The sequence below is a fragment of the Roseovarius bejariae genome, assembly GCF_009669325.1.
GTDB classification, from domain to species: domain Bacteria; phylum Pseudomonadota; class Alphaproteobacteria; order Rhodobacterales; family Rhodobacteraceae; genus Roseovarius; species Roseovarius bejariae.
Genome location: NZ_SZWE01000001.1, coordinates 961,342 through 982,650 on the forward strand (window position 1 = coordinate 961,342; position 21,309 = coordinate 982,650).

At 63.6% G+C, this 21,309-nt stretch carries 19 protein-coding genes; 6 read left to right on the forward strand and 13 right to left on the reverse strand.

What is annotated here, in order from left to right:
• Positions 1-115: 115 nt before the first annotated feature.
• Complete coding sequence (locus FDP25_RS04550; RefSeq protein ID WP_154149352.1) at positions 116-547, forward strand: Rrf2 family transcriptional regulator; 432 nt, start codon at positions 116-118, stop codon at positions 545-547.
• Here FDP25_RS04550 and FDP25_RS04555 read toward each other — a convergent pair.
• From FDP25_RS04555 to FDP25_RS04595, 9 genes are all read right to left on the reverse strand, one after another.
• Entirely contained in the window at positions 536-3,661 is a 3,126-nt protein-coding gene (locus tag FDP25_RS04555; RefSeq protein ID WP_154149354.1) for an efflux RND transporter permease subunit, read from the reverse strand. The genes FDP25_RS04550 and FDP25_RS04555 overlap by 12 nt on opposite strands.
• Positions 3,658-4,965, reverse strand: a complete 1,308-nt coding sequence (locus FDP25_RS04560) for an efflux RND transporter periplasmic adaptor subunit (RefSeq protein ID WP_154149356.1) — start codon at positions 4,963-4,965, stop codon at positions 3,658-3,660. The genes FDP25_RS04555 and FDP25_RS04560 overlap by 4 nt, the downstream gene beginning before the upstream one ends.
• Before the next feature lies 1 nt (position 4,966).
• The gene (locus FDP25_RS04565) at positions 4,967-5,275 is read right to left on the reverse strand and encodes a hypothetical protein (RefSeq protein WP_154149358.1); all 309 of its coding nucleotides are present in this window, start codon (positions 5,273-5,275) and stop codon (positions 4,967-4,969) included.
• Positions 5,276-5,575 carry a TetR/AcrR family transcriptional regulator gene (locus FDP25_RS04570; RefSeq protein WP_154149360.1) on the reverse strand — a complete coding sequence of 100 codons (300 nt, stop codon included), beginning with the start codon at positions 5,573-5,575 and terminating at the stop codon, positions 5,276-5,278. It lies immediately after the preceding gene.
• Between the two features lie 107 nt (positions 5,576-5,682).
• Entirely contained in the window at positions 5,683-6,921 is a 1,239-nt protein-coding gene (locus tag FDP25_RS04575; RefSeq protein WP_154149362.1) for a CoA transferase, read from the reverse strand.
• Positions 6,918-7,778 (reverse strand): HTD2 family dehydratase, encoded by an 861-nt coding sequence (locus FDP25_RS04580; protein WP_246175759.1) that lies wholly within the window; start codon positions 7,776-7,778, stop codon positions 6,918-6,920. Before FDP25_RS04580 ends, FDP25_RS04575 begins: the two co-directional genes overlap by 4 nt.
• Positions 7,779-8,025: 247 nt before the next feature.
• Positions 8,026-8,694 carry a CatB-related O-acetyltransferase gene (locus FDP25_RS04585; RefSeq protein WP_154149364.1) on the reverse strand — a complete coding sequence of 223 codons (669 nt, stop codon included), beginning with the start codon at positions 8,692-8,694 and terminating at the stop codon, positions 8,026-8,028.
• A gap of 167 nt (positions 8,695-8,861) precedes the next feature.
• Entirely contained in the window at positions 8,862-10,037 is a 1,176-nt protein-coding gene (tuf, locus tag FDP25_RS04590; RefSeq protein ID WP_154149366.1) for an elongation factor Tu, read from the reverse strand.
• Between the two features lie 104 nt (positions 10,038-10,141).
• On the reverse strand, positions 10,142-10,801 hold the full coding sequence (locus tag FDP25_RS04595; RefSeq protein WP_154149368.1) for a hypothetical protein: 660 nt from the start codon (positions 10,799-10,801) through the stop codon (positions 10,142-10,144).
• Between the two features lie 119 nt (positions 10,802-10,920).
• On the opposite strand from FDP25_RS04595, the gene FDP25_RS04600 reads away from it, so the two are divergent.
• A complete protein-coding gene (locus FDP25_RS04600) occupies positions 10,921-12,276 on the forward strand; it encodes a cytochrome P450 (RefSeq protein ID WP_154149370.1) in 1,356 nt (451 codons plus the stop codon).
• 32 nt (positions 12,277-12,308) lie between these two features.
• On the opposite strand, the gene FDP25_RS04605 is transcribed toward FDP25_RS04600, so the two are convergent.
• From FDP25_RS04605 to FDP25_RS04620, 4 genes are all read right to left on the reverse strand, one after another.
• Positions 12,309-13,433, reverse strand: a complete 1,125-nt coding sequence (locus FDP25_RS04605; protein ID WP_154149372.1) for a M48 family metallopeptidase — start codon at positions 13,431-13,433, stop codon at positions 12,309-12,311.
• Positions 13,433-14,629: a DUF898 family protein gene (locus FDP25_RS04610; RefSeq protein WP_154149374.1), complete on the reverse strand. Its 1,197-nt coding sequence runs from the start codon at positions 14,627-14,629 to the stop codon at positions 13,433-13,435. The genes FDP25_RS04605 and FDP25_RS04610 overlap by 1 nt, the downstream gene beginning before the upstream one ends.
• Positions 14,630-14,764: 135 nt before the next feature.
• Positions 14,765-15,976 (reverse strand): DUF898 family protein, encoded by a 1,212-nt coding sequence (locus FDP25_RS04615; protein ID WP_154149376.1) that lies wholly within the window; start codon positions 15,974-15,976, stop codon positions 14,765-14,767.
• A gap of 156 nt (positions 15,977-16,132) precedes the next feature.
• On the reverse strand, positions 16,133-18,571 hold the full coding sequence (locus FDP25_RS04620) for a DNA topoisomerase IV subunit A (RefSeq protein WP_154149378.1): 2,439 nt from the start codon (positions 18,569-18,571) through the stop codon (positions 16,133-16,135).
• Positions 18,572-18,713: 142 nt separating this feature from the next.
• Between FDP25_RS04620 and FDP25_RS04625 the strand changes: the two genes are divergently transcribed.
• The 4 genes from FDP25_RS04625 to FDP25_RS04640 all read left to right on the forward strand — a co-directional run bounded on the left by FDP25_RS04625 (position 18,714) and on the right by FDP25_RS04640 (position 21,110).
• Entirely contained in the window at positions 18,714-19,385 is a 672-nt protein-coding gene (locus FDP25_RS04625) for an SH3 domain-containing protein (protein WP_154149380.1), read from the forward strand.
• Between the two features lie 36 nt (positions 19,386-19,421).
• Entirely contained in the window at positions 19,422-20,249 is an 828-nt protein-coding gene (locus tag FDP25_RS04630; protein ID WP_154149382.1) for an SDR family NAD(P)-dependent oxidoreductase, read from the forward strand.
• Positions 20,250-20,330: 81 nt separating this feature from the next.
• Positions 20,331-20,534 carry a twin transmembrane helix small protein gene (locus FDP25_RS04635; RefSeq protein ID WP_154149384.1) on the forward strand — a complete coding sequence of 68 codons (204 nt, stop codon included), beginning with the start codon at positions 20,331-20,333 and terminating at the stop codon, positions 20,532-20,534.
• A 3-nt stretch (positions 20,535-20,537) separates the two neighbouring features.
• Positions 20,538-21,110: a cob(I)yrinic acid a,c-diamide adenosyltransferase gene (locus tag FDP25_RS04640; protein ID WP_154149386.1), complete on the forward strand. Its 573-nt coding sequence runs from the start codon at positions 20,538-20,540 to the stop codon at positions 21,108-21,110.
• The last annotated feature ends 199 nt before the right edge of the window (positions 21,111-21,309 follow it).

Consider the following 21,309-nt stretch of genomic DNA (forward strand, 5'->3'; position numbering starts at 1 on the left):
TTGTCCTGCGCCCGGAAATGGCACGCAGCGGCGCCACCCGGGCATGGTTTCGGTTTGCAAAACCGTCTATTCGCATTAATAGGTATTGTAAATACCAATTCAGCAGGACACGGAAATGCGCCTGACCTCTTTCACGGATTACGGCCTGCGCATGTTGATGCGCATGGCCAACGCGCCCGAGCAGTCGTTTTCGACAGCGGAATTCGCCGAGGAATTCGGCCTGTCGCGAAACCACTTGGCGAAGATCGTGCAGCACCTGTCTCGCGCGGGGCTTATCCGAACCCGACGCGGTGGCGGCGGCGGGGCGGTTCTGGCCCGCCCGCCGGCGCAGATACGCCTTGGCGACATCGTGCAATCGCTTGAGGCCGGGCATCCGCTGGTGGAATGCCTCGGTGCGGAGGGCGGCGATTGCACGCTGGACGGACGCTGCCTTCTGAAGGGGCGGCTGCGCATGGCCGAAGCCGCCTTTTACGCCGAGCTCAACCGCAGCACGCTGGCCGATGTTGCCATCGCCGGGGCGCTCCGAATGCCGGGTTCAGGTGGGTAAATCCCCCCGCCCGGCCTCGCCCGGCCGTCCTTTTCGCGTGGTCAGGCCCATGTCATCCAGAATGGAATAGAAGGCCGGAAGAACGATCAACACCAAGAACGTGGCCGAAAGCAACCCGAAGACCACCGAGATGACCAGCGGTTTGACGGTTTGGGCCTGCGTGCTTGTTTCCGCCAGAAGCGGCACCATACCCATCATCGTCGTGGTCACCGACACCACGATAGGGCGGAATCGGTCGCGGCTGCCCTGCCCTGCCGCCTCCATCCCGCTGCTGCCCTCGGCGATCCGTTGCTTGACCACCTGGATCAACAGAATCGCGTTGTTCACCACGATCCCCGCCAAGGAGGCCGCCCCCATGATCGACGGCATCGAGATGTTATAGCCCATCGCCATATGCCCCAGCACCACCCCCACCAGAGCCAGCGGGATCGTCAGCATGACGATCACCGGCTCCACGTAGCTGCGGAACTGGAAGGACAGGACCACGTAAATTCCCACCAACCCGATCAGGAACCCGCGCAGGATCGAGCCAACGGTCTCCGCGGAATTCGCGTTCTGGCCTCCGACCTCATAGGTCAGCCCCGGCATCTCGCGGGCAAGTGACGGCAGGAACGTCCCGGTAAGCTCGGATACGATAGCGTCGGCATTGCCGATCCTGCCATCCACATCCGCCTGTACGGTCAACGTCCGCAGCCCGTCCACATGCGTGACACGGCCCCAACCGCGCGCCTCGTCAATCTGCACAACCGTCGAAAGCGGCACCCGTGCCCCATCCGGCAACAGCACCTCGAAGGCCGACAGATCATCACGCGCGTCGCGATCAGAGATGGCCTGCTGCACCTCGATCTCATGGGCAATATCACCCTCCTGCACCGTGGTGACGATCCCGCCCAGATAGGCGGTACCGATCTGGGTGGCTATGTCGGCGGCACTCAGCCCCAGCGCCGAGGCCCCCTCGGCCAGTGACAGCCGCAATTCGGGCCGCCCCGGGCGCAGGTCGTGCATTGCATTGTAAACACCGGCATAGGTTTCAAGCTCGGCAATCAGGTCGCTTCCGGCGCGCTCCAGCCGATCAAGGTCGTCCCCGAACAGGCGAATTTCCACCGCGCGCCCCTGCGGCCCCATCCCCGGCTCGGCCAGCGTGATCGCAATCGCACCGGGAACGCCCCCGATCTCGGCCCGCCAAGCGGCAATCAGGCTGTCCAATGTGGTTGCGCGGCGTCCGGCTTCCAGCAGATCGGCCGAAACCGTGGCCACATGGGGGCCGGTCTCGCCAGCGGTGACATTCTGGCCATAGGTGACCTGCACGGATTGCACGAGGTCCGCCTCGTCCGGCTGATCCTTGCGCAGCTCTGCATTGACGGCTGCCAGCGCCTCGGAGACATGCGCCGCGACCTCCTCGGTCCGGCTCAATGGTGTGCCCTGCGGCATCAGGATCTGCGCCTCCAGAACGTCACCGTCAATATCCGGCAGCGCCTCGCGTTGCACATAGCCGCCACGCATCAACCCCACCGTAACGATAAGCGACGCCAGCGTCGCACCGGCCACCAGATAGCGCCAGGCAATCGCCCCATCGACAAGCCGCCCCAGCCCCCGGTCGCGGACACGCGTGAACCCCCGTTCGAACCAGGCGCGCGCACCGGACGGAGGCCGGTTCGCGGATTTCAGCCCATGCGACAGGTGATGCGGCAGCACCCAAAACGCTTCAAGCAGGCTTGCCGCCAGCGCCGCGATCAGGACGACAGGCAGCACTTCAAGCACCGCCCCGAGATCCCCGGCCAGAAACGAGAGCGGCGCGAAGATCGCCACCGTCGTTATGAAGGACGACACGACACCGGGCAGAACACGCTGGGTGCCCTTTATCGCGGCCTCTGTCCGGGAATGCCCCTCGGCCGAAGCCTCGGCAATAGCATCCGAGATCACGATGGAATCGTCCATCACGATCCCGATGGCCATCAACAGCGCCACCAGCGTGATCATGTTCAACGACAGCCCGGTCAGCGCCATGACCGCAAAGGCCCCCAGAAAGGCCACCGGCAGGCCCATCGCCGCCCAGATGGCATAGCCGGGGCGGAAAAACAGGCTCATCACCGCGACCACAAGGACAAGGCCGATGGCCCCGTTCTTGACCAGCATCGCCAGACGGTCGCGCACGTTCGAGGTCATGTCCTGCACGATCTCGATACGAACGGCCTCGGGCAGCGTGGTCCGCTCGGCCTCGACAAGCGTCTCGACCCGGTCGAACACCCGCAGCGCATCAGCGCCCAGCGCCTTGTCCACTTGCAGGAACACCGCGCGTTGCCCATCCAGAAGGGCGCGCGCCTCGGACGGGTCGAACCGCTCCTCGATCCGGGCGATCTGTCCAAGGGTCAATTCCGCACCATTGGGTTTCGACAACACCACGATCCCAGCCAACGCCGCAGCGGTGCGGCGTTCATCTGTAAAGCGCAGCGCGATGTCGCGCTCCGGCGTCTCCAATAGGCCTAGGGGCCGGTCAATACTTTGCGCGCCGATCCGCGCGGCCAGCGCCGAGGCGGTCAGCCCGTGCTGCACCAGCACGGCGCGCGGCACCGTGATCCGAAACTGCCGCTCCCCGACCCCTGTACGACTGACCCCGGCCACATTGGGCAGCGCCGCCAGCCTGTCACGCAGCGCGGCGGTATAGCGGTCCAACGCGGGCTCGGGCAGATCACCGGCGACAGCCACCGACACCACCCTGTCGGTGCGGTGCAACTGGCGCACCACCGGCGGATCGGTGCCCTCGGGGAAGTCATCGACCGCCGTCACCTCGGTCCGCAGGTCGTTGACGAAACGGCCCGCCTCGCCCCCAGGCGCCATGGTGGCCACCGCGCGGCCCGCGTTGTCCTGCGCCGTGCAGGTAAGTTCCTCAAGGTGCTCGACGGCCTCGACCGCATCCCAGATGCGGCGGCAGATGGCATCCTCCACCTCCGCCGCCGAGGCCCCCCGGTAGACCACGTTTATTTCCGCCTCGGTCGGGCGGAAATCGGGGAAGGTCTCGCGCTTGAGGGCGGGGGCCGCCATGATCCCGATGGCGGCGATCAACACCAGCAGCAGGTTGGCCGCCGTGGGATGGCGCGCAAACCAGCCGATCATTGCCCCTGCCCCGCCGGGATCACCCGAAGGCCCGGCAAGGCCGGAACCACGTCATCGACGATCACTTCATCGCCCTCGGACAATCCCTCGTTGATCACGGCCATACCGTCCTGTCGCCACCCCACTTCAACGGTACGCAGGGCCAGACGCCCCTGCTGATCGCGCAGGTAGACCGTATCGCCCTCATGCACCGCATTCGCGGGGATAACGACACGCGGCGCCCCCGGCGGGCCGGTCAGGATGGCCTCGACATACATGTTCGGCACCAGCGGCAAACTCAGGGGCGGATGTGCCCCGGCATAGGGCGCCTCGACCGAAAGCACCACGGGCACCGAGCGCGCCTGCGGATCAAGCGCGTTCTCGATCCGGATCACCCGGGCCTGCCATGTTTGCCGCATGTCCGACACCAGCCGCAATTGCGCGTCCAGCTTACCCAGAACCGCCTCCTGATCCGCGGTTTGAAGATCGACGCCATCACCGGCCACCGCCCCCACAAGGCGCGGGAAACCGTCAATCGGGAACTGCGCGGTCACCTCGGCCCGCGCCGTTCCGTCCGCCGTCACCAGCGGCCCACCCGCTGGCACGAACTGATGGCGCTCCGCATGAACCTTGCCGATCCGCACGGCAAAGGGCGTTTCGATCCGGGTCAGGTCCAGCTCTCTCCGCGCCCGGTCCCGCCCCGCCTCGGCCCGCGCGATCTGTGCCTCCAGCCGCGCCCGGCGGGACGGAACCAGCGCCAGCGTATTTTCAAGCTCCCGCACCGCACGGCGCAACAGCAAGGTCGCGCGCCTCTGTTCGTCCAGACGGCTTTCCGGCGCGGTCCCCTGCTCGACCAGCGTTCGAACCCGCTCAAGGTCACTTTCCGCAAGGGCCAGCCTGTCCTGTTCGATCTTCACGATGCTCTGGGTGTTTTCCGCCTCTAGGTCGATCTGTGCCCGCTCGGCCCTGAGCGCGGCCAGATCCGCCATGGCCTGCCGCAGGGCCAGATCATAACGGGTGGTGTCGATCTCGAGCACCTTGGTCCCGGCGGGAATGATCTTGCCGGTTTCAAGGTCCGGGTGCCGATATGTCACCGCGCCTGCGACCTCGGCCACCGCTTGCCAACTGCGGGCCGGGCGCACGGTGCCATAGCCATGCAGCCGGGGGGGCACTTCCTGCGGGGTGACTGTCAGGACGCGCGCCGTGACAGACCGCACCTCTCCCTCGACACGTTCGGGCGGCTCCGCCCCCGAGATCAACCAGACAGCAAGGCCGATACCAACCGCCACAGGCGGCAACAGGCGCAGGATACGGGTACGTTTCATCTCAAACCTCCGGGCCGGGGGCGCACATCAGCGCAATTTGAATATCCACAAGCCGCAAACCTTCGGCAACAAGATCAAACGCACAATCCGACAACCGCCAACGCAGAACCGTCCCCTGAACCAGCCCAAGGAACAGGTCAACGGCATCTTCGGGCGCCAAGTTGGCGAGGTCTCCGGCCTCGGTCGCGGCCGTCAATTGCGCCATAATCCGGGCGCGCAGACCTTGCATGACACGCAGGTGAATGGGCCGCATCGCGGTTTCGGCCGTGGCACGCCCCTGATTGAAGATCAGCACCGGGATCGCGGGCACCTAGGCGATCAAACCCAATTGCGCCCGCAGGACCGCCCGCAACCGCGCCAAGGGCGTGGTCTGCCCCTCCTCCGCCGCGTCCCATGCACTGACAGCGCGGGCCTCGACCGCTTCGAGAACCGCCGCCCATAGGGCATCTTTCGTCCGGAAGTGCCGGAAAATCGCGGCTTGGGTGATCCCTATATCGTCAGCGATCCGCGCGGTCGAAAGGGCCTCGACCGGCGTCACCGTTAACAGGCGCAAGGTGGCCTCGACAATCTCGGCCTTGCGATCGCCCGAGGATTTGCGACGGTCGGACATGGCGACTCCCTTAGTTAGTGATCAATTACTAACTAAAGATACGCCGAAACATCAAGCCATTTCGCGACAGGCGCGGGAGGCGCCCGGAATATCCAACAATGGCGATCTCAGGCCGCAGAACGCGCAGTATATCCCGGGCTTTGCACGACGCCCTTGTCATGCAGTTGCGCAATCTCGGTATCGGTCAACCGCGCCACGTCGCCCAGCACCTCCTCGGTATGCTGGCCCAGTTGCGGCGCCGGTTGCGGCTTGATCCGGGGCTTGGCCGAGAAATCGCCGGGGAACCCCGGCACCGGGAAACGGCCCAGCCCCGGCTGATCCAGTTGCGAGAACATCGGGTTCGCCTCGCTCAGATCCGGGTCTTGCGCCACCGCCTCGGGCACGGTGCGGAATACCGACCACGTCAGGCCCCGCTTGTCGAACTCCGGCCCGAAATCGGCGATCCTGCGGGCGGCGAACCACGGGCGCAGAATCTCGGTGATCTCGTGGCGCAATTCCCACCGCACGCCCTCGTCGCGCAAATCGCGCTTGGCTCGTTTGGCCAGTTTCTCCATTTCAGCGCCGCTTCCCGTCACCTTGACCAGCCCCGACCATTGCCGCCCCGTCAGGCCAATCACCATGACCCGCCCGCCACAGGCACAGGTGAAATCCTGCCCATAAGCGCCATAAAGCGCATTGCCGGATTTCTCGCGCGCATGGCCGTTGACCACCGCATCGCCGATCATCCCAAGATGGCCCAGCGTAGCGGCGGCCACATCCTTGAGGGCCAGCTCCACCTCCTGCCCCTCGCCATGGCGCAACCTATGCCGCTCGGCCGCCAACAGCGACGAGACCACGAGGTTGCCGGCCATCAAATCCCACGCCGGCAGGGCATTGGCCACGGGCGCATCATACCCCTCCGGACCAGTCATGTCCGGGATCCCAAGCGCCGGGTTCACGGTGTAATCCACCTGCGGGCGCCCCTCGCGGTCGCCCATCAGCGTCACCATGATCAGATCGCGCCGATATTGGCTCAGCGTTTCGTAATCCATCCAGCCGCGCACCCGCAGGTTGGTCAGGAATTGCCCGGCATCGCGTCCCGGCGCGGTGATGATCCGGGTGACCAGCTCCTTGCCTTCGGGGCTACGCATATCCACCGCAACCGATTTCTTACCCTTGTTGAGCCCCGCCCAAAACAGGCTTTGCCCCGACGGTGCCAAGGGCCAGCGCCCGGCATCCAAACCGCCTTCGATACGGTCAAAGCGGATCACCTCGGCGCCCATCTGGGCCAACGTCATGCCCGCCAAGGGCACCGCGACAAAGGCCGAGCCCTCGACCACGCGCATTCCGTCCAGAACCCGGTTCATTGCGTCTCCTCCCAGATCGCCGTGGCCTGCATCCCCTGATGCCCGCCCTGCCCGGTGCAAAGGCTCAAACCGCCCACCTCATCCTCGGTGCCCATCAACTCGATCTCGCGGCTCTCTCCGGGGGTCAGGAAAACCGGATGCACACCCCGGAAATCGAAATGCTTCGGCCGCCGCCCCTTGTGGGCACAGGCCGCCTGCATCAGCCATGCCGCCTGTAACGGCCCATGCACCACCAGCCCCGGGTAATGCTCGACCTGCTGCGCATAGGGCAGGTCGTAATGGATGCGATGCGCGTTGAAGGTGATCGCCGAAAACCGGAAAAGCAGCGGCTCCGAGACCTGGCGGCGTTCATGCAGCACCGGATTATCCGGCAGGGCGCGCGGGCGCGGCGGGCGGAAGGCCTCGGGAATGTCGAGGTAAACGATGTCCTGACGCTCCTCGATGGCCAGCCCCTGCTCGCCATAGATCTTGTGATCGACCGAAACCAGAACCATCGGCCCCGAACCGCCCTCCTTCTCGATCACACTGCGAATGAAGGATCGCTTGGTCAGCCGCTCACCCACCCGCAAAGGCGCGCCGAACGACAGGCTGCCACTGGCCCACATCCGCCGTTCCAGCCGCACAGGCGGCAGGAAATCCCCGAGGATCGGGTGACCGTCGCGGGCCAGTTCCCCCATCGGGTTCGTTGGTGTGAAAGCGCACCAATGCCACAGGGGGTCCACCGCCTCGCCCAGCGTAGGCGCGGCATGACGGGACGACCCAAGGGTTGCGTGAATCTGTGCCGCCTGAGCGGGGCTGATCACCCCCTCCTGAAGATCGGTCCGGCCCTCCCAAGCCCTGACGTTCAACTGATCCATGGCAAACCTCCCTGTGTGCATGTCACAAGGCTGCGGGAGAAATTCGATTTTATCAAGATTTTCAACAACTTAGCGGAATACCGTTGTATGCCGGAAAATTGCTGCACCTGCAAAACAGCCGATTGTACCTTGTTTTCTATCGGAAATCTCGGGGGGATGTCAGCGCGGAGTCGGGCGCTTCATATTGCATTTTCTGCATTTGAAACCGCCCGCGCCCGCCGTTCGACATTGCGGCAGATTGACCCATTCAGCCCCCGAAGCGCTCTGCTTCGGCCTCGAGCGTCACCAAATCCGCCCCGCAAATCGCCGCCTCGTGATGCAGGATTCGCGCAATCGGCCAATCCCACCACGCCAGCGCCAAAAGCCGCGCGATGGAGGCCTCGTCAAAGCGTCGCCGAACGACCTTGGCGGGGTTGCCTGCCACAACGGCATAGGGCGGCACCTCGCCGTGCACCACGGCCCCGGCCCCGACGATCACCCCGTCACCGATCCGCGCACCGGGTAGGATGCGGGCATCCTTGCCGATCCAGACATCGTTGCCGATCACCGTGTCCGGCCCCGGCTCTTGCGGCAGCGACGGGCGACCGCTTTCGAAATCTCCTTGAAAGATCGCGAAAGGAAAGGTCGAAAACCCGTCCCGCCGATGATTGGCCGAAGCGGTGATGAACACCACCCCATCGGCGATCTGGCAGAACTTGCCCATGATCAACCGCTCGGGCGATTGCGGGTACAGGTAAGGGGCCAGATGCGCCGCCCAATCTTCGGGTGGCTCAAACGCATTGGCATAGGTGAAATCGCCCACCTCGATACGCGGATGGTCGATCACGGGTTTCAGGAAAACGGTGCCGGGATGGGTCGTGCCATCGGGCAAGGTCAGCGGATGCGCGGTATGCGCAGGGGGAAAGGGGGCAGGCATGTCAAAGCGGCCTTTTCAAAGGATCGGGTTTCGGAAAAAACGGGCGATCAGGCGGCTTTGTTCACGGCACTCTCCATCGGTTGCTGAGGCAGGTTTACCGGGAAAGGATCAAAAAAGAAAGGGCGCCCCAACGGGACGCCCTTTCACAAATTCAGCCGGTGCAAAGATTATTCAATAATCTTCGAGACGACGCCGGCGCCGACGGTGCGGCCGCCTTCGCGGATGGCGAAGCGCAGACCGTCTTCCATGGCGATCGGCGCGATCAGCTCAACCTCGAACTTCAGGTTGTCGCCCGGCATCACCATCTCGGTGCCCGAAGGCAGCGTCACGGTGCCGGTCACGTCGGTCGTGCGGAAGTAGAACTGCGGACGGTAGTTCGCGAAGAACGGCGTGTGACGGCCGCCTTCTTCCTTGGTCAGGATATAGGCCTCGGCTTCGAACTTGGTGTGCGGCGTCACCGACCCCGGCTTGCACAGAACCTGACCACGCTCAACGCCGTCACGGTCCACACCGCGCAGCAGCGCGCCGATGTTGTCGCCCGCTTCACCGCGATCCAGCAGCTTGCGGAACATTTCAACGCCGGTGCAGGTCGTCTTCTTGGTGTCGCGGATGCCGACGATCTCGATCTCGTCGCCAACGTTGATCACGCCACGCTCGACACGGCCGGTCACAACCGTACCACGACCCGAGATCGAGAACACGTCTTCGATCGGCATCAGGAACGGCTTGTCGACGTCACGCTCCGGCGCGGGGATATAATCGTCCACGGCGGCCATCAGCTCGCGGATCTTCTCTTCGCCGATTTCCGGGTTGTTGCCTTCCATCGCCGCCAGCGCCGAACCGGCGATGATCGGGATATCGTCGCCCGGGAAGTCGTAGTCGCTCAGCAGTTCGCGAACTTCCATTTCCACCAGCTCGAGCAGCTCGGGGTCGTCAACCTGGTCAACCTTGTTGAGGAACACGACCAGCGCGGGCACGCCGACCTGGCGGGCCAGCAGGATGTGCTCGCGGGTCTGCGGCATCGGGCCGTCAGCCGCGTTCACAACCAGGATCGCGCCGTCCATCTGCGCCGCACCGGTGATCATGTTCTTCACATAGTCCGCGTGGCCGGGGCAGTCGACGTGCGCGTAGTGACGGTTCTCGGTCTCGTATTCGACGTGCGCCGTCGAAATCGTGATCCCGCGGGCCTTCTCTTCCGGCGCGCCGTCAATCTGGTCATATGCACGGAAATCACCGAAATACTTCGTGATCGCCGCCGTCAGCGTCGTCTTGCCGTGGTCAACGTGACCAACCGTCCCGATGTTCACGTGCGGTTTCGAACGGTCAAACTTTTCCTTTGCCATATCTCAAGGCGCCTTGTCGTTGGGGGGCCTCTTGGCCCGATTAATACTCCGCGCGCCATTTATTGGCTCGCGACGGGAAAATCAAGCGCTTCGTGGCGCCTGGATCAGCTTTCCGGTGCCTCTTCGGCCTCGGCCATGGCCTTCTCGGCAAGCTCCGAGGCATCCGTGCCCTCGTCCTCGATCGCCTCGGCCGCCTTGCGGGCCTCGTCCGATGGGCCATCCACCCCCTCGAACCAGCCATTTTGGGCATTCTCCCGCACCAGCCAGTTTTCGATCAGCTTGGCGGCATTGCGGCTGAGGTTGTCCAACTGCTTTTCCTTGGATTGCGTCAGCCCCGATCCCAGCAAGGTATTGCCCGAAAAGGTTTCCATGACCGTGATCTGCTCCGGCTCGGCGTTCAGTTTTTCCTGCTTGGCATCATCCCAAACGGTCACATTCAGGATCAGCGCCGATTTCGGCGACAGCACCAAGGGCACCCCCGGCACCGCCAGAACATAGCCCTCGATACTGACCCCGAGGTGATACAGCCGCTCGCCGTCATACCGCCCGAAGCGGTCGTCGATGGCCTTGGTCATCACCTTGACCCATTCTTCCTCGCTCGCCTCGCGCGAGGCCGGCCCCTTAGTCAGGTTCGGCGCCACGACCACGTTATGACCCAAGTTGAAATCGCCCAGATAGGTGGGCTCTTTGTTCAAATCGTTGGCATTGGTGCAGGCCGTCAGGGCCAGAAGGCCCGCAAACAGGACAATGATACGCAGCAGCATGGATGAATTCCCCTCACGTTTGGCCCCGGATACCGCAGGCGGGGCCTTGGCGCAATGCACGGGGTATTTGCCGTCCGGCGGGTCCGCGCCTATATCTGGGGCAAGCAGAAAGGACCGCCATGACTGCCGCCGCGCCCCTTCCCGTGCATGTGCCCCTTGTAACCCGGCCCATGGGCCTATGGGCCAGCCTGCAAGCCTCGCGCCGCAATGTCCTGAGCATCATTCCCGCCATCGCCACCCGGCAGCCCATGGTCTCGGGGCGCACCGGCAAACGCTGGCACATGGTGATGGACCCCGGGGCCATCCGCCGGGTGCTCCTGGAAGAGGTCGACAATTACCCCAAATCGCTGGTCACCAAGAACCTGCTGCGCCCCGCCATCGGCGAATCGCTGTTCATCGCCGAGGGCGCGCACTGGCGCTGGCAACGGCGGGCGGCGGCGCCGGTGTTTTCCCATCGCAACGTGATGAACCTCGCACCGATCATGACGGCGGCCGCCGAGCGCAGTTGCGCCCGCATTGCCAAGGCAGGCCCCCGCGCCGTGGACATGGCCGAGGACATGGTGCGCACCACTTTCGACGTGATCGCCGAGGTGACCTTCTCGGGCGACGGCACCTTCGACGCCGACGCCGTGCATGGCGCGATTGACGCCTATATCGCGGAAGCCGGGAAAATCTCGCTTTTCGACCTGCTGGGCTTTCCCGATTGGGTGCCGCGCCCGGGCCGCGTGATATCGGGCGGCGCCGTCAACCAGATGAAACGCGTGGCCGACGAGGCCGTCGAGGCCCGCCGCGAAAGGGGCCGTGATGGTGTGCCCGACCTTCTCGACCTGCTGTTGGAGGGCGAAGACCCCAAGACCAAACGGCAGATGAACACCGCCGAACTGCGCGACAACCTTCTGACCTTCATCGTCGCGGGCCATGAAACCACCGCGCTGACGCTGGCGTGGTCGCTCTACCTCTGTGCCTTCGACCAAGAGGTCCAGGACCGCGCCCGTGACGAGATCCAGGGCGTTCTGGGCGATCGCGCCTGCACCGGCGAAGATGTCGAACACCTGCCCTACATCCGCCAGATCATCGACGAGGCCCTGCGCCTTTATCCGCCTGCTGGGATGATCTCACGCACGGCCATGGCCGACGACACGCTCTGCGGGCGCGAGGTGAAGCGCGGCGATACCGTGATCCTGCCGATCTACGCCCTGCACCGCAGCCACCTTCTGTGGGACGAGCCCGACGCCTTCCGGCCCGAGCGTTTCGCCGACCGCAAGGCGATTGATCGCTACGCCTACCTGCCCTTCGGTGACGGACCGCGTATCTGCATCGGGGCGAGCTTCGCCATCCAGGAGGCGGTGATCATCCTTGCCACCCTGCTCAATCGCTACCGCTTCACCCCCGTCAAGGGCCGCGACCCCGACCCGGTGATGATCCTCACCCTGCGCCCCGAAGGCGGTGTCTGGCTTGAGGCCGAGGCGATTTAGGCCGCCCGACCGACGGGCCAAGCGGCCAGACTCTACCCGCAAATCCCCTTGAGCGCCTGCCAATCCGCCTCGCTCAACACAGGGCTGGTCGCACCTTGGCTTTCTGCATTGTCGCGGGCCCGTTCGGCACGCCCCGCACTGGCCGGGTGGGTCGAAAGATACTCGGGCAATTGCATCATCTCGCCCTGCAACTCGCCAATATGGTCAAAGAACTCGGCAAGGCCGGTGCTATCCACCCGCGCCGCGTTCAGCATCCCGAGGGCAAACTCATCCGCCGCCGCCTCGGCCTCGCGGGTATAGCTGGCCTGCATCACCCTCTCGCCCAGAACCACGGCAATCGTGCCGCCGGTGAAATCGCCCAGCACCATCGACAACAGCCCGGCAGACCCCGCCGCACGCAATGCAATCCGTGTCGCGTCGCGCGCCTCCACATGGCCGATCTCATGCGCCAGCACGGCAGCCACGGCATCCGGCCCGTTCGCATCCTCCAACAATCCGCGCATCACGACGACCTGACCGCCCGGCGCGGCAAAGGCGTTGACCATCTCGTCGTCGAAAACCCGCACCTCAAGGTCATACTGAAGGTCCTGCCCCTCGGTCAGCCGCGCCACCATCCGGTCCAGCGCCGCCTGCCCTGCATCCCCGCGACACCGCAGGTCGCCCAGATCGGCGGCGCCCAGTGCGCGCTCCATCTGCGCGATCACCGACTTGCCAAAGGCAATCTCGCGCTCCACCGGGATCAGCGTGGCCAAGGTGTCGGCCATGCGCGGCAGGATCACGAAAAGCATCAGAACCACCGCCGCAACGGCAAGGCCCGTCCGCTTCAAAAGCTTACCCCATGTCCCCCGGTGCAGGTCCCGGCGCCGCAGGTCGGGGCAGACCTCACGAATGCGCGCCGTCATGGACGGCTCGCGGATGGTCAGGCGCGCGGGATCGCGCGGCGACTCGTCCTTGGTTTCGGCGTGCAGGGTCAGGGTCAGGCTATAGTCGCGCGCCAGATCTTCCAGCGCGCGCAGCCGTTCCAAGGGCCAATGCAGTGCCTCGGGCAGGCTCGGCCCGGTCACGATCAGCACTCCCGCCCCCTCATCCAGTGTCACCTCGACCCGGTGACGCCCGGCATGTTGGCCGTCGAAAAAACTGCCCGTGACCGGCCCCATCAAATCGCGCCGCCAATATCCAGAGCGTCGGCGAAGCCTTCGGCATCCGCCCCGTCGTCATGCGCCCGTTGCTTGATGGTGTTCAGGTGATCCGCAGCTTTCACATTGAGCGTGGTGACCACGTGATAGATGATCGGCTGCGTGATCCAGACAAGCGACAGCGCCCCCGCCATGGCCAGTGCCATGATATAGATGGCGGCCACGAATATCAGCCCGATGATCTGGGCCACCGGGTTGCCGAACATCAGCGGTCCCATCATCGACGAGGCGATTCCGCCGACCACGGCAAAAACCAGACCCACGATAAGGCCCACCACAAGCCCCCCCACGATCACCGTTCCCACGATGGTCGAGGTTTCGGGCGCGGCATCGAAGGTCACCTCTCGGTCCAGAACCTTGTTGTCGGTAAGGTAAATGAACGAACGGACCCGATACGACACAAGCCCGACCATGAACCAGATATAGCCGACAATCGCGGCAATCACGCCTATCGCAGCCGACCCTGTGACGCCGCCCAGAATGCCGCCCCCGATCAGGATGGCCAAGCCAATCGCCAGATGCTTCATCGCCGGGTAGAGTCCGGTCCAATTGCCCTGTTGCTCGAACCTGCCGTCGCCATACCACGTGCGGTCGGTCATGTACTTCTCAAGATAGAATGTCTGGCGCGGCAACAGGACACCCAGCGTGATAATGGTCAGGACCCAATGCCCAATCGCCCGCAGGGCATAGCCCCACGCACTGCTTTCCATCCCGAAGCGCACCCCCCGCCAGCGCGACCGCGCCAGCTTGTAACGCCGCGCGCGATACTGCGCGAAGAAAATCAGCGGCACCACCGCCAGGAAGGTGATGTAGAAGGCCAGCGTCTGCCCGACCATCTCTGCCGTGTTCGTCGGTTCGGAAAACAGGGTCAGGCCGAAATAGAACAGGATCATCTGCACGATCCCAAGGTAGACGGCCAGAATCACGATCGCCATCAGGAACCCAAGGAACTTTTCCAGACCGGTGCCGGTATATTCAAAGGCATCGCCCTGCCCGGCCACCGAGGACCAGATGTATTTCCGGATGCGCGTCTTGGCCCAGAAACGGTAAATCCCCACCGTCAGCGCGGTAAGGATTGCGGTTTTGAAGGCCAACCCGAAAAGCGGCTTTCGCTCGCCATGGTATTCGCCTGAAATTGTATGCGTAACGTCTGACATCGAAACTCCTTAAAAACAAAGACTTGACTTAAATTTGGCGGCACCATCCATGGGCTGCCCCATGTGACCGCTTTTGGCAAAGACACAACCCTTGGTAAAGCGCAAATCGTCTCGCCCGGAAAACCTGCCGAATGCCTAGACAGCCGCCGCCAGATCCAGTGCATCGGCAAAGCCCTCGGCATCGGCCCCCTCGTCAAAGCTGCGCTGCTCGATGAACTGCAACTCGTCGGCATTATGTACCGTAATGGATTCGACAACCTGATCAATGATCGGCTGAACAACCCAGACCAGGGCCAGCGAGTTGGTGATCGCCAGCGCCAGAAGATAGGCCGCGACGACCGCCACCGTGGCAATGAACATCGCCCCTTGCCCCAGCATGGCGGCAGGCACCACCAAAACAAAGATCCCCACGCCCAGCGCACCGAACACGAACCCCGTGATCAGGGCCGCCGCCAGCGCCCCAAGAAACACCGTCGCCACAAGCGAAACGGTATCCACCTGCGCATCGAAGTGAATATTGCCGTCCAGCGTCTTGGAGTTGGTCAGATAACAAAAGGCTTTCACACGATAGAGCACGATCCCCGCAATGAACCAGACAAAACCCAGCCCGCTCAGCATCATGCCCTCGGTCGGCAGCGCCATCATACCGGCCAGCGCTCCGCCGCCCACCACGATCGCGAGGCCCATATAGATATGCCCCATCATCGGCAAAAGCGCCGTCCATTTTCCGCCCTGCTGAAACGGCGCATCCCCGTACCAGCTCCGGTCGGTCATATAGCGTTCCAGGCGCAGGGTCTGCCACGGCAACAGCAGGCCCAGCGACAGGATCGTCAGCACCCAATGCATCATCGCCCGCGCGGCATAACCCCATGCGCCCTTGTCCATGCCAAAGCGTATCCCGCGCCAGCGCGTCCGCGCCATCTTGTAGCGCCTCACACGGTATTTCGCGAAAAAGACCAAGGGCACCACCGCAAGGGCCGTGATCACCACCGCCATGGATTGCATCATCGTCTGTTCCGGGGTCTGCGGCTCGATGAACAGGGTCATCCCGAAGTAATAAAGCCCCATCTGAACCACCCCGAGGTAGACGGCCAGAATGACAACCGCCACCAGAAAACCCAGAAGTTTCTCAAGTCCCGTGCCGGTATATTCGAAACTGTCCCGGCCATCACTGACCGAGGACCAGATATAGCGCCGCACGCGTGTCTTGGCCCAGAACCGATAGATCCCGAAGGTCAGAGTGGTCAAAAGCGCCGTCACCACGGCGATATTGAACAAGGACTTGCGCTGACCCGCGTAGTGGCCCTCCAAAGTCTCCCGAACCCCGAATTGAATATCTGTCGTCATTGCTTGACCCAACGCTTCGTTGATGGATGCTTCCGTTGCCTTGCGGCCTTTCAGAAGGTTCTCATCCAACTTTGCGTTGAATTTGAGGCAATATCACGACGTTATGAAGCCGCCCTAGCGCCCCGCGCCGATGCCCCGGTGCAGGCAGGCAAACTGTCAGGTAAAGCGGTTATCCCGTGGGAAACCGCGCGGTGCCATCCGGCCCGTACCGGCACGTTTGCCCATCCATTCGGCAAGCTCGGTTTCCGTCCGCGTCCGCCCCGCCGGATCAAGCCAGCTTAGCCCATCGGCCAGCGTAAAGGTCGCCGCATCGCTAAGGCCCCCGTCCTTGTACTTCTGCAACCGCACGCCCTTGCCCCGGCCCATCTCGGGCAGGTCTTCCACCGGGAAGATCAAAACCTTGCGGTTTTCCCCCACACAGGCCACGTGATCGCCCGTCACCGGCGTACAGACCCGCGCCGACGCCTCGCCGCGCACGTTCAACACCTGCTTGCCGGTCCGGGTCTGGGCCACGACATCGTCCTCACTCACGACAAACCCGTCCCCCGCCGAGGAGGCGACCAAAAGCTTCCGGCCCGGCTTGTGAATGAACAGATCGACGATTTCCACCTCGTTGGGCAGGTCCACCATCAGGCGCACCGGCTCCCCCATCCCGCGACCGCCGGGCAGGTTGGCGGCGCTCAGGGTATAGAACCGCCCGTTGCTGCCAAAGACCAACAGCCGGTCGGTGGTTTCCGCATGGAAGATGAACCGCCCCTCGTCGCCATCCTTGAACTTCAACTCGCGGGTCAGGTCGATATGCCCCGACATCGCCCTGATCCACCCCATCTTGGAGCAGACAACCGTGATCGGCTCGCGGTCGATCATCGCCTCCAGCGGCACCTCTTCCACTTCGCCGGCCTCGGCGAACTGGGTCCGGCGCGCGCCCACGTTCTGACCGTCCAGAACGTAATCCTTGCCAAAGGTCTTCTTTACCTCGCGCAACTGATCGGCAATCGCCGCCCATTGCAGGCTTTCATCCTCAAGCAGGTCTTCCAACTCGGCCCGCTCTTCCATCAAGGCATCGCGTTCCTTGACAAGCGCCTCTTCCTCAAGCCGCCGCAAGGACCGCAGGCGCATGTTGAGGATCGCTTCGGCCTGCACATCCGACAGGCCGTTTTCCCGGCCCGCGTAACTATGCGGCACGGCCCGCTCGGGCGCGCTTTCCGACAGAACGCCCGTGGCCTCCATCTCGGGGTCGGCAATCAAGGCCAGCGATTTCACATCGACACCCGCCAACGGCGAGCGATACTCGGACTCGTCCATCGCGCGGCTCAGGGTGGATTGATGCACATGGCTCCAATCCTCGTACATCAACGCCACCTTGGGGTCGTCGTCATAGCGGATAATCTCGATCACCCGATCAAGGTTCAAGAAGGCCGTGATAAGCCCCTGCAACACCTCCAGCCGGTGGTCGATCTTGGCCATCCGGTGGCGGCTGCGACGGATCAGAACCTCGCGCCGGAAATCAAGGAAGGCGCGCAGAACCTCCTTGAGGCTGCACACCTTTGGGGTGACGCCATCAATCAGCACGTTCATGTTCAGGCTGAACCGCACCTCAAGGTCCGAGTTGCGATACAGCATCCCCATCAGAACCTCGGGGTCGACGTTCTTGGATCGCGGCTCAAGGATCATCCGCACGTCATCGGCGCTTTCGTCGCGAATATCCGCGAGGATCGGCACCTTTTTGGTCTGGATCAACTCGGCGATCTTCTCGACCAGCTTGCTCTTCTGCACCTGATAGGGAATCTCGGTAACGACCACCTGCCATTGCCCGCGGCCAAGGTCCTCGACCTCCCACTTACAGCGCAGGCGGAAGGCCCCGCGCCCGGTACGATAGGCCTGCGCGATATTCTCGGGCGGCTCCACGATCACCCCGCCGGTGGGAAAGTCCGGGCCGGGAATATAATTCAGCAGCGTATCGTCGCGGGCATCGGGCGTCTTGATCAGATGCAGACAGGCATCGACCAGCTCACCGATGTTATGCGGCGGAATATTGGTGGCCATCCCCACGGCAATGCCGCTCGACCCATTGGCCAGCAGATTGGGGAACGACGCCGGCAGAACCGCCGGTTCGGTCAGCGTCCCGTCATAGTTATCGCGGAAATCGACGGCATTCTCGTTCAGGCCGTTCAGCATCGCCTCGGCCACGGCGGTCATCCGTGCCTCGGTGTACCGGCTGGCCGCCGGGTTGTCCCCGTCGATATTGCCGAAGTTCCCCTGCCCGTCGACCAGCGGATAGCGGACCGCGAAATCCTGCGCCAGACGCGCCATGGCATCGTAAATCGCCGCGTCCCCGTGCGGGTGGTAGTTCCCCATCACGTCGCCGCTGATCTTGGCGGATTTGCGGAAACCCCCGGCGCTGCTCAGTTTCAACTCGCGCATCGCGAACAGAATCCGCCGGTGCACGGGCTTCAACCCGTCACGCGCATCGGGTAGCGCACGGTGCATGATCGTGCTCAGGGCATAGGTCAGGTAGCGCTCACCGATTGCACGGCGCAGCGGTTCCGACACAGCCTCGGGGCCGATATTGGGGTCATCCAGCAAATCACTCATAGATGATGTGATACCGCCCCCGCGAATCCGCGTAAAGCGGATTGGAGGGAAAGAATTCACCTTTTCCCATGAAGCGAAGGGGCGAATCGTGTAAGCTGTACTTTATCTGTTCAAGAGTGTGTTTATCCGGGGGGATTGCGCAATGTGGCGCTTTATTTTGATAAGCTTCGCCTTTTTGGGGTGGTCATTTTATGAATTGAGCGGCGGCGCCGATTACGCGCCGGTCACCAATTCCATTCAGGTCCGCGCGCAACTCGATAACGCGCGCCCCAAGGCACGCCCGGTCAAGGTTGATGTGACGCGCGTGGCCGCAAACGGCGACCGCGCCGAGGAAGAAACCGTCACCCGCTCCATCACCTCGCTGGCCGATCTGGACCTGTCCGGCGGTCAGCGGTTCGAGATCAGCCTCGCCAGCGTCGAATCCCCAGCCCCCGAGAAAGCCCCCATCGCCAAGGTAAACAAGGCCGTCGCCACGGGAGGGGCCAAAGACACCCCCCTGCCCGATCACGTCGCCAAGGCCGTCGCCGCCGCCAGCCTGTCCGGCGTGGCATCGCAAAGCGTCGATCAAGCCGCCCTTGCCACCGCCCCGGACACCGAAACGGTCCAGCCACCCCGCGACATCCGCCGCGTGACCGGCACCGTGGTCAACATGCGCAGCGGCCCCGGCACGACATACGGGCGCACCGGCAAACTGTACAAGGATGACAAGGTGATCGTCCTGCGCGACCCCGGCAATGGCTGGATCAAACTGCGCAATGCGGAAACGGGGCGCGTCGGCTGGATGGCCGATTGGCTGGTCACCGCCGCAAACTGATTGCATCGCGCGCCCGTGCGGGCCATAGCTCCCTCCATGAGCGCGAAAACCATCCTGATCACCGGCTGTTCCACCGGCATCGGCCTTGACGCGGCCCACACCCTGCGCGCCCGCGGCTGGCGGGTCTTCGCCGCCTGCCGCAAGGCCGAAGACTGCGACCGCCTGCGCACCGAGGGCTTCGATAGCCCGCGCATGGATTACAACGACGAACACAGCCTGCGCGACGGTCTGGCCGAGGTCCTCGACGCCACCGGCGGTACGCTGGATGCGCTGTTCAATAACGGCGCCTACGCCATCCCCGGCCCGGTCGAGGACATCCCGACCGAGGCCCTGCGCACCATCTTTCAATCCAACCTCATCGGCTGGCACGACCTGACCCGACAGGTCATCCCGGTGATGCGCGCCCAGGGGCATGGCCGGATCGTGCAATGCTCCTCCGTTCTGGGCCTTGTGGCCATGAAATGGCGCGGCGCCTACGTGTCCACCAAGTTCGCCCTCGAAGGCCTCACCGACGCCCTGCGCCTTGAAATGGCCGAGACCGGCATCAAGGTTTCCATCATCGACCCCGGCCCGATCGAGACCGATTTCCGCAAGAACGCGATCAAGGAATTCGAACGCTGGATCGACTGGGAGAACTCGGCCCGCGCCGACCAATACCGCGACAACCTTCTCACCCAACTCTACGAAGGCAGCAGCAGCGGCCCGCAATGGCCCGCCTCCGCCGTTACCCGCAAATTGATCCACGCCCTCGACCATCCCCGCCCCAAGGCGCGCTACTATGTGACCGCGCCCACCCATGCCATGGGCCTTGCCCGGCGCGCCCTGCCCGCCCGCGCATTGGATTGGCTGGTCTCCAAGGGGTAAAAGCCCCGCGTCACCATTTCACCTTCGCTTTTCGTCCTGTAGGCTCTACATGGCCCAAGACGTCATAAAAGGATGCCCGCGATGATGAACGATCCCGTATTCCTTGTGGCCGCAGCGGCGATGCTGGCGGTCGTGGTGATTCTGGCCCTCGGGATCAGCCACTTCGGCAAGGGCGATATCGACTCCGCCAAGAAATCCAACCGCATGATGAAATGGCGGATCATCATGCAGTTCGTGGCGGTCTGCCTCATTCTCTTCTTTCTCTGGTTCCGCTCGGGGGGGTAAATCATGGTCGTACTCAATAAAATCTACACGAAAACAGGGGATCACGGCGAAACCGCGCTTGGCAATGGCGCGCGGGTGGCCAAGCATTCCATGCGCGTCACCGCCTATGGCACCGTGGACGAGGTGAACGCCACCGTGGGCCTTGCCCGTCAGCACGCCACGGGTGAAACCGACGAGGCCCTCGCCCGCATCCAGAACGACCTCTTTGATCTGGGCGCCGATCTCTGCCGCCCCGACATGGAAAAGGACGCCGAGGCCGAATATACCCCGCTGCGCATTTCCGACGCACAGGTCGCCCGCCTCGAATCCGAAATCGACGCGATGAACGCCGCGCTTGAACCCCTGCGCAGCTTCATCTTGCCGGGTGGCACGGCACTTGCCGCACAGCTCCACCTTTGCCGCACCGTCTCGCGCCGGGCCGAACGCCTGTCCGTGGAACTGGCCACGGTCGAGCACGTCAATCCGGCCGCCGTGAAATATCTCAACCGCCTGTCCGATTGGTTCTTCGTCGCCTCGCGCGTCTCCAACGACAACGGCAAAGAGGATGTTTTGTGGGTTCCGGGCGCGAACCGCTGAGGCAAAGCCGAAGCGGCGGGGCCTCCGGGGGAGGCACCGGCAACCGGAAGGGCGGAGCCCCGCAAGGCGCGAACCGCTGAGGCAACGCCGAAGCGGCGGAAAACTCGACACATTCTTGAAAGATTCTTGCGTTCAAACCGGAAACGCGACGTCGCAAGACGGTAACGTGACGATTTTGCCCTGTTTCACGATGTAACAA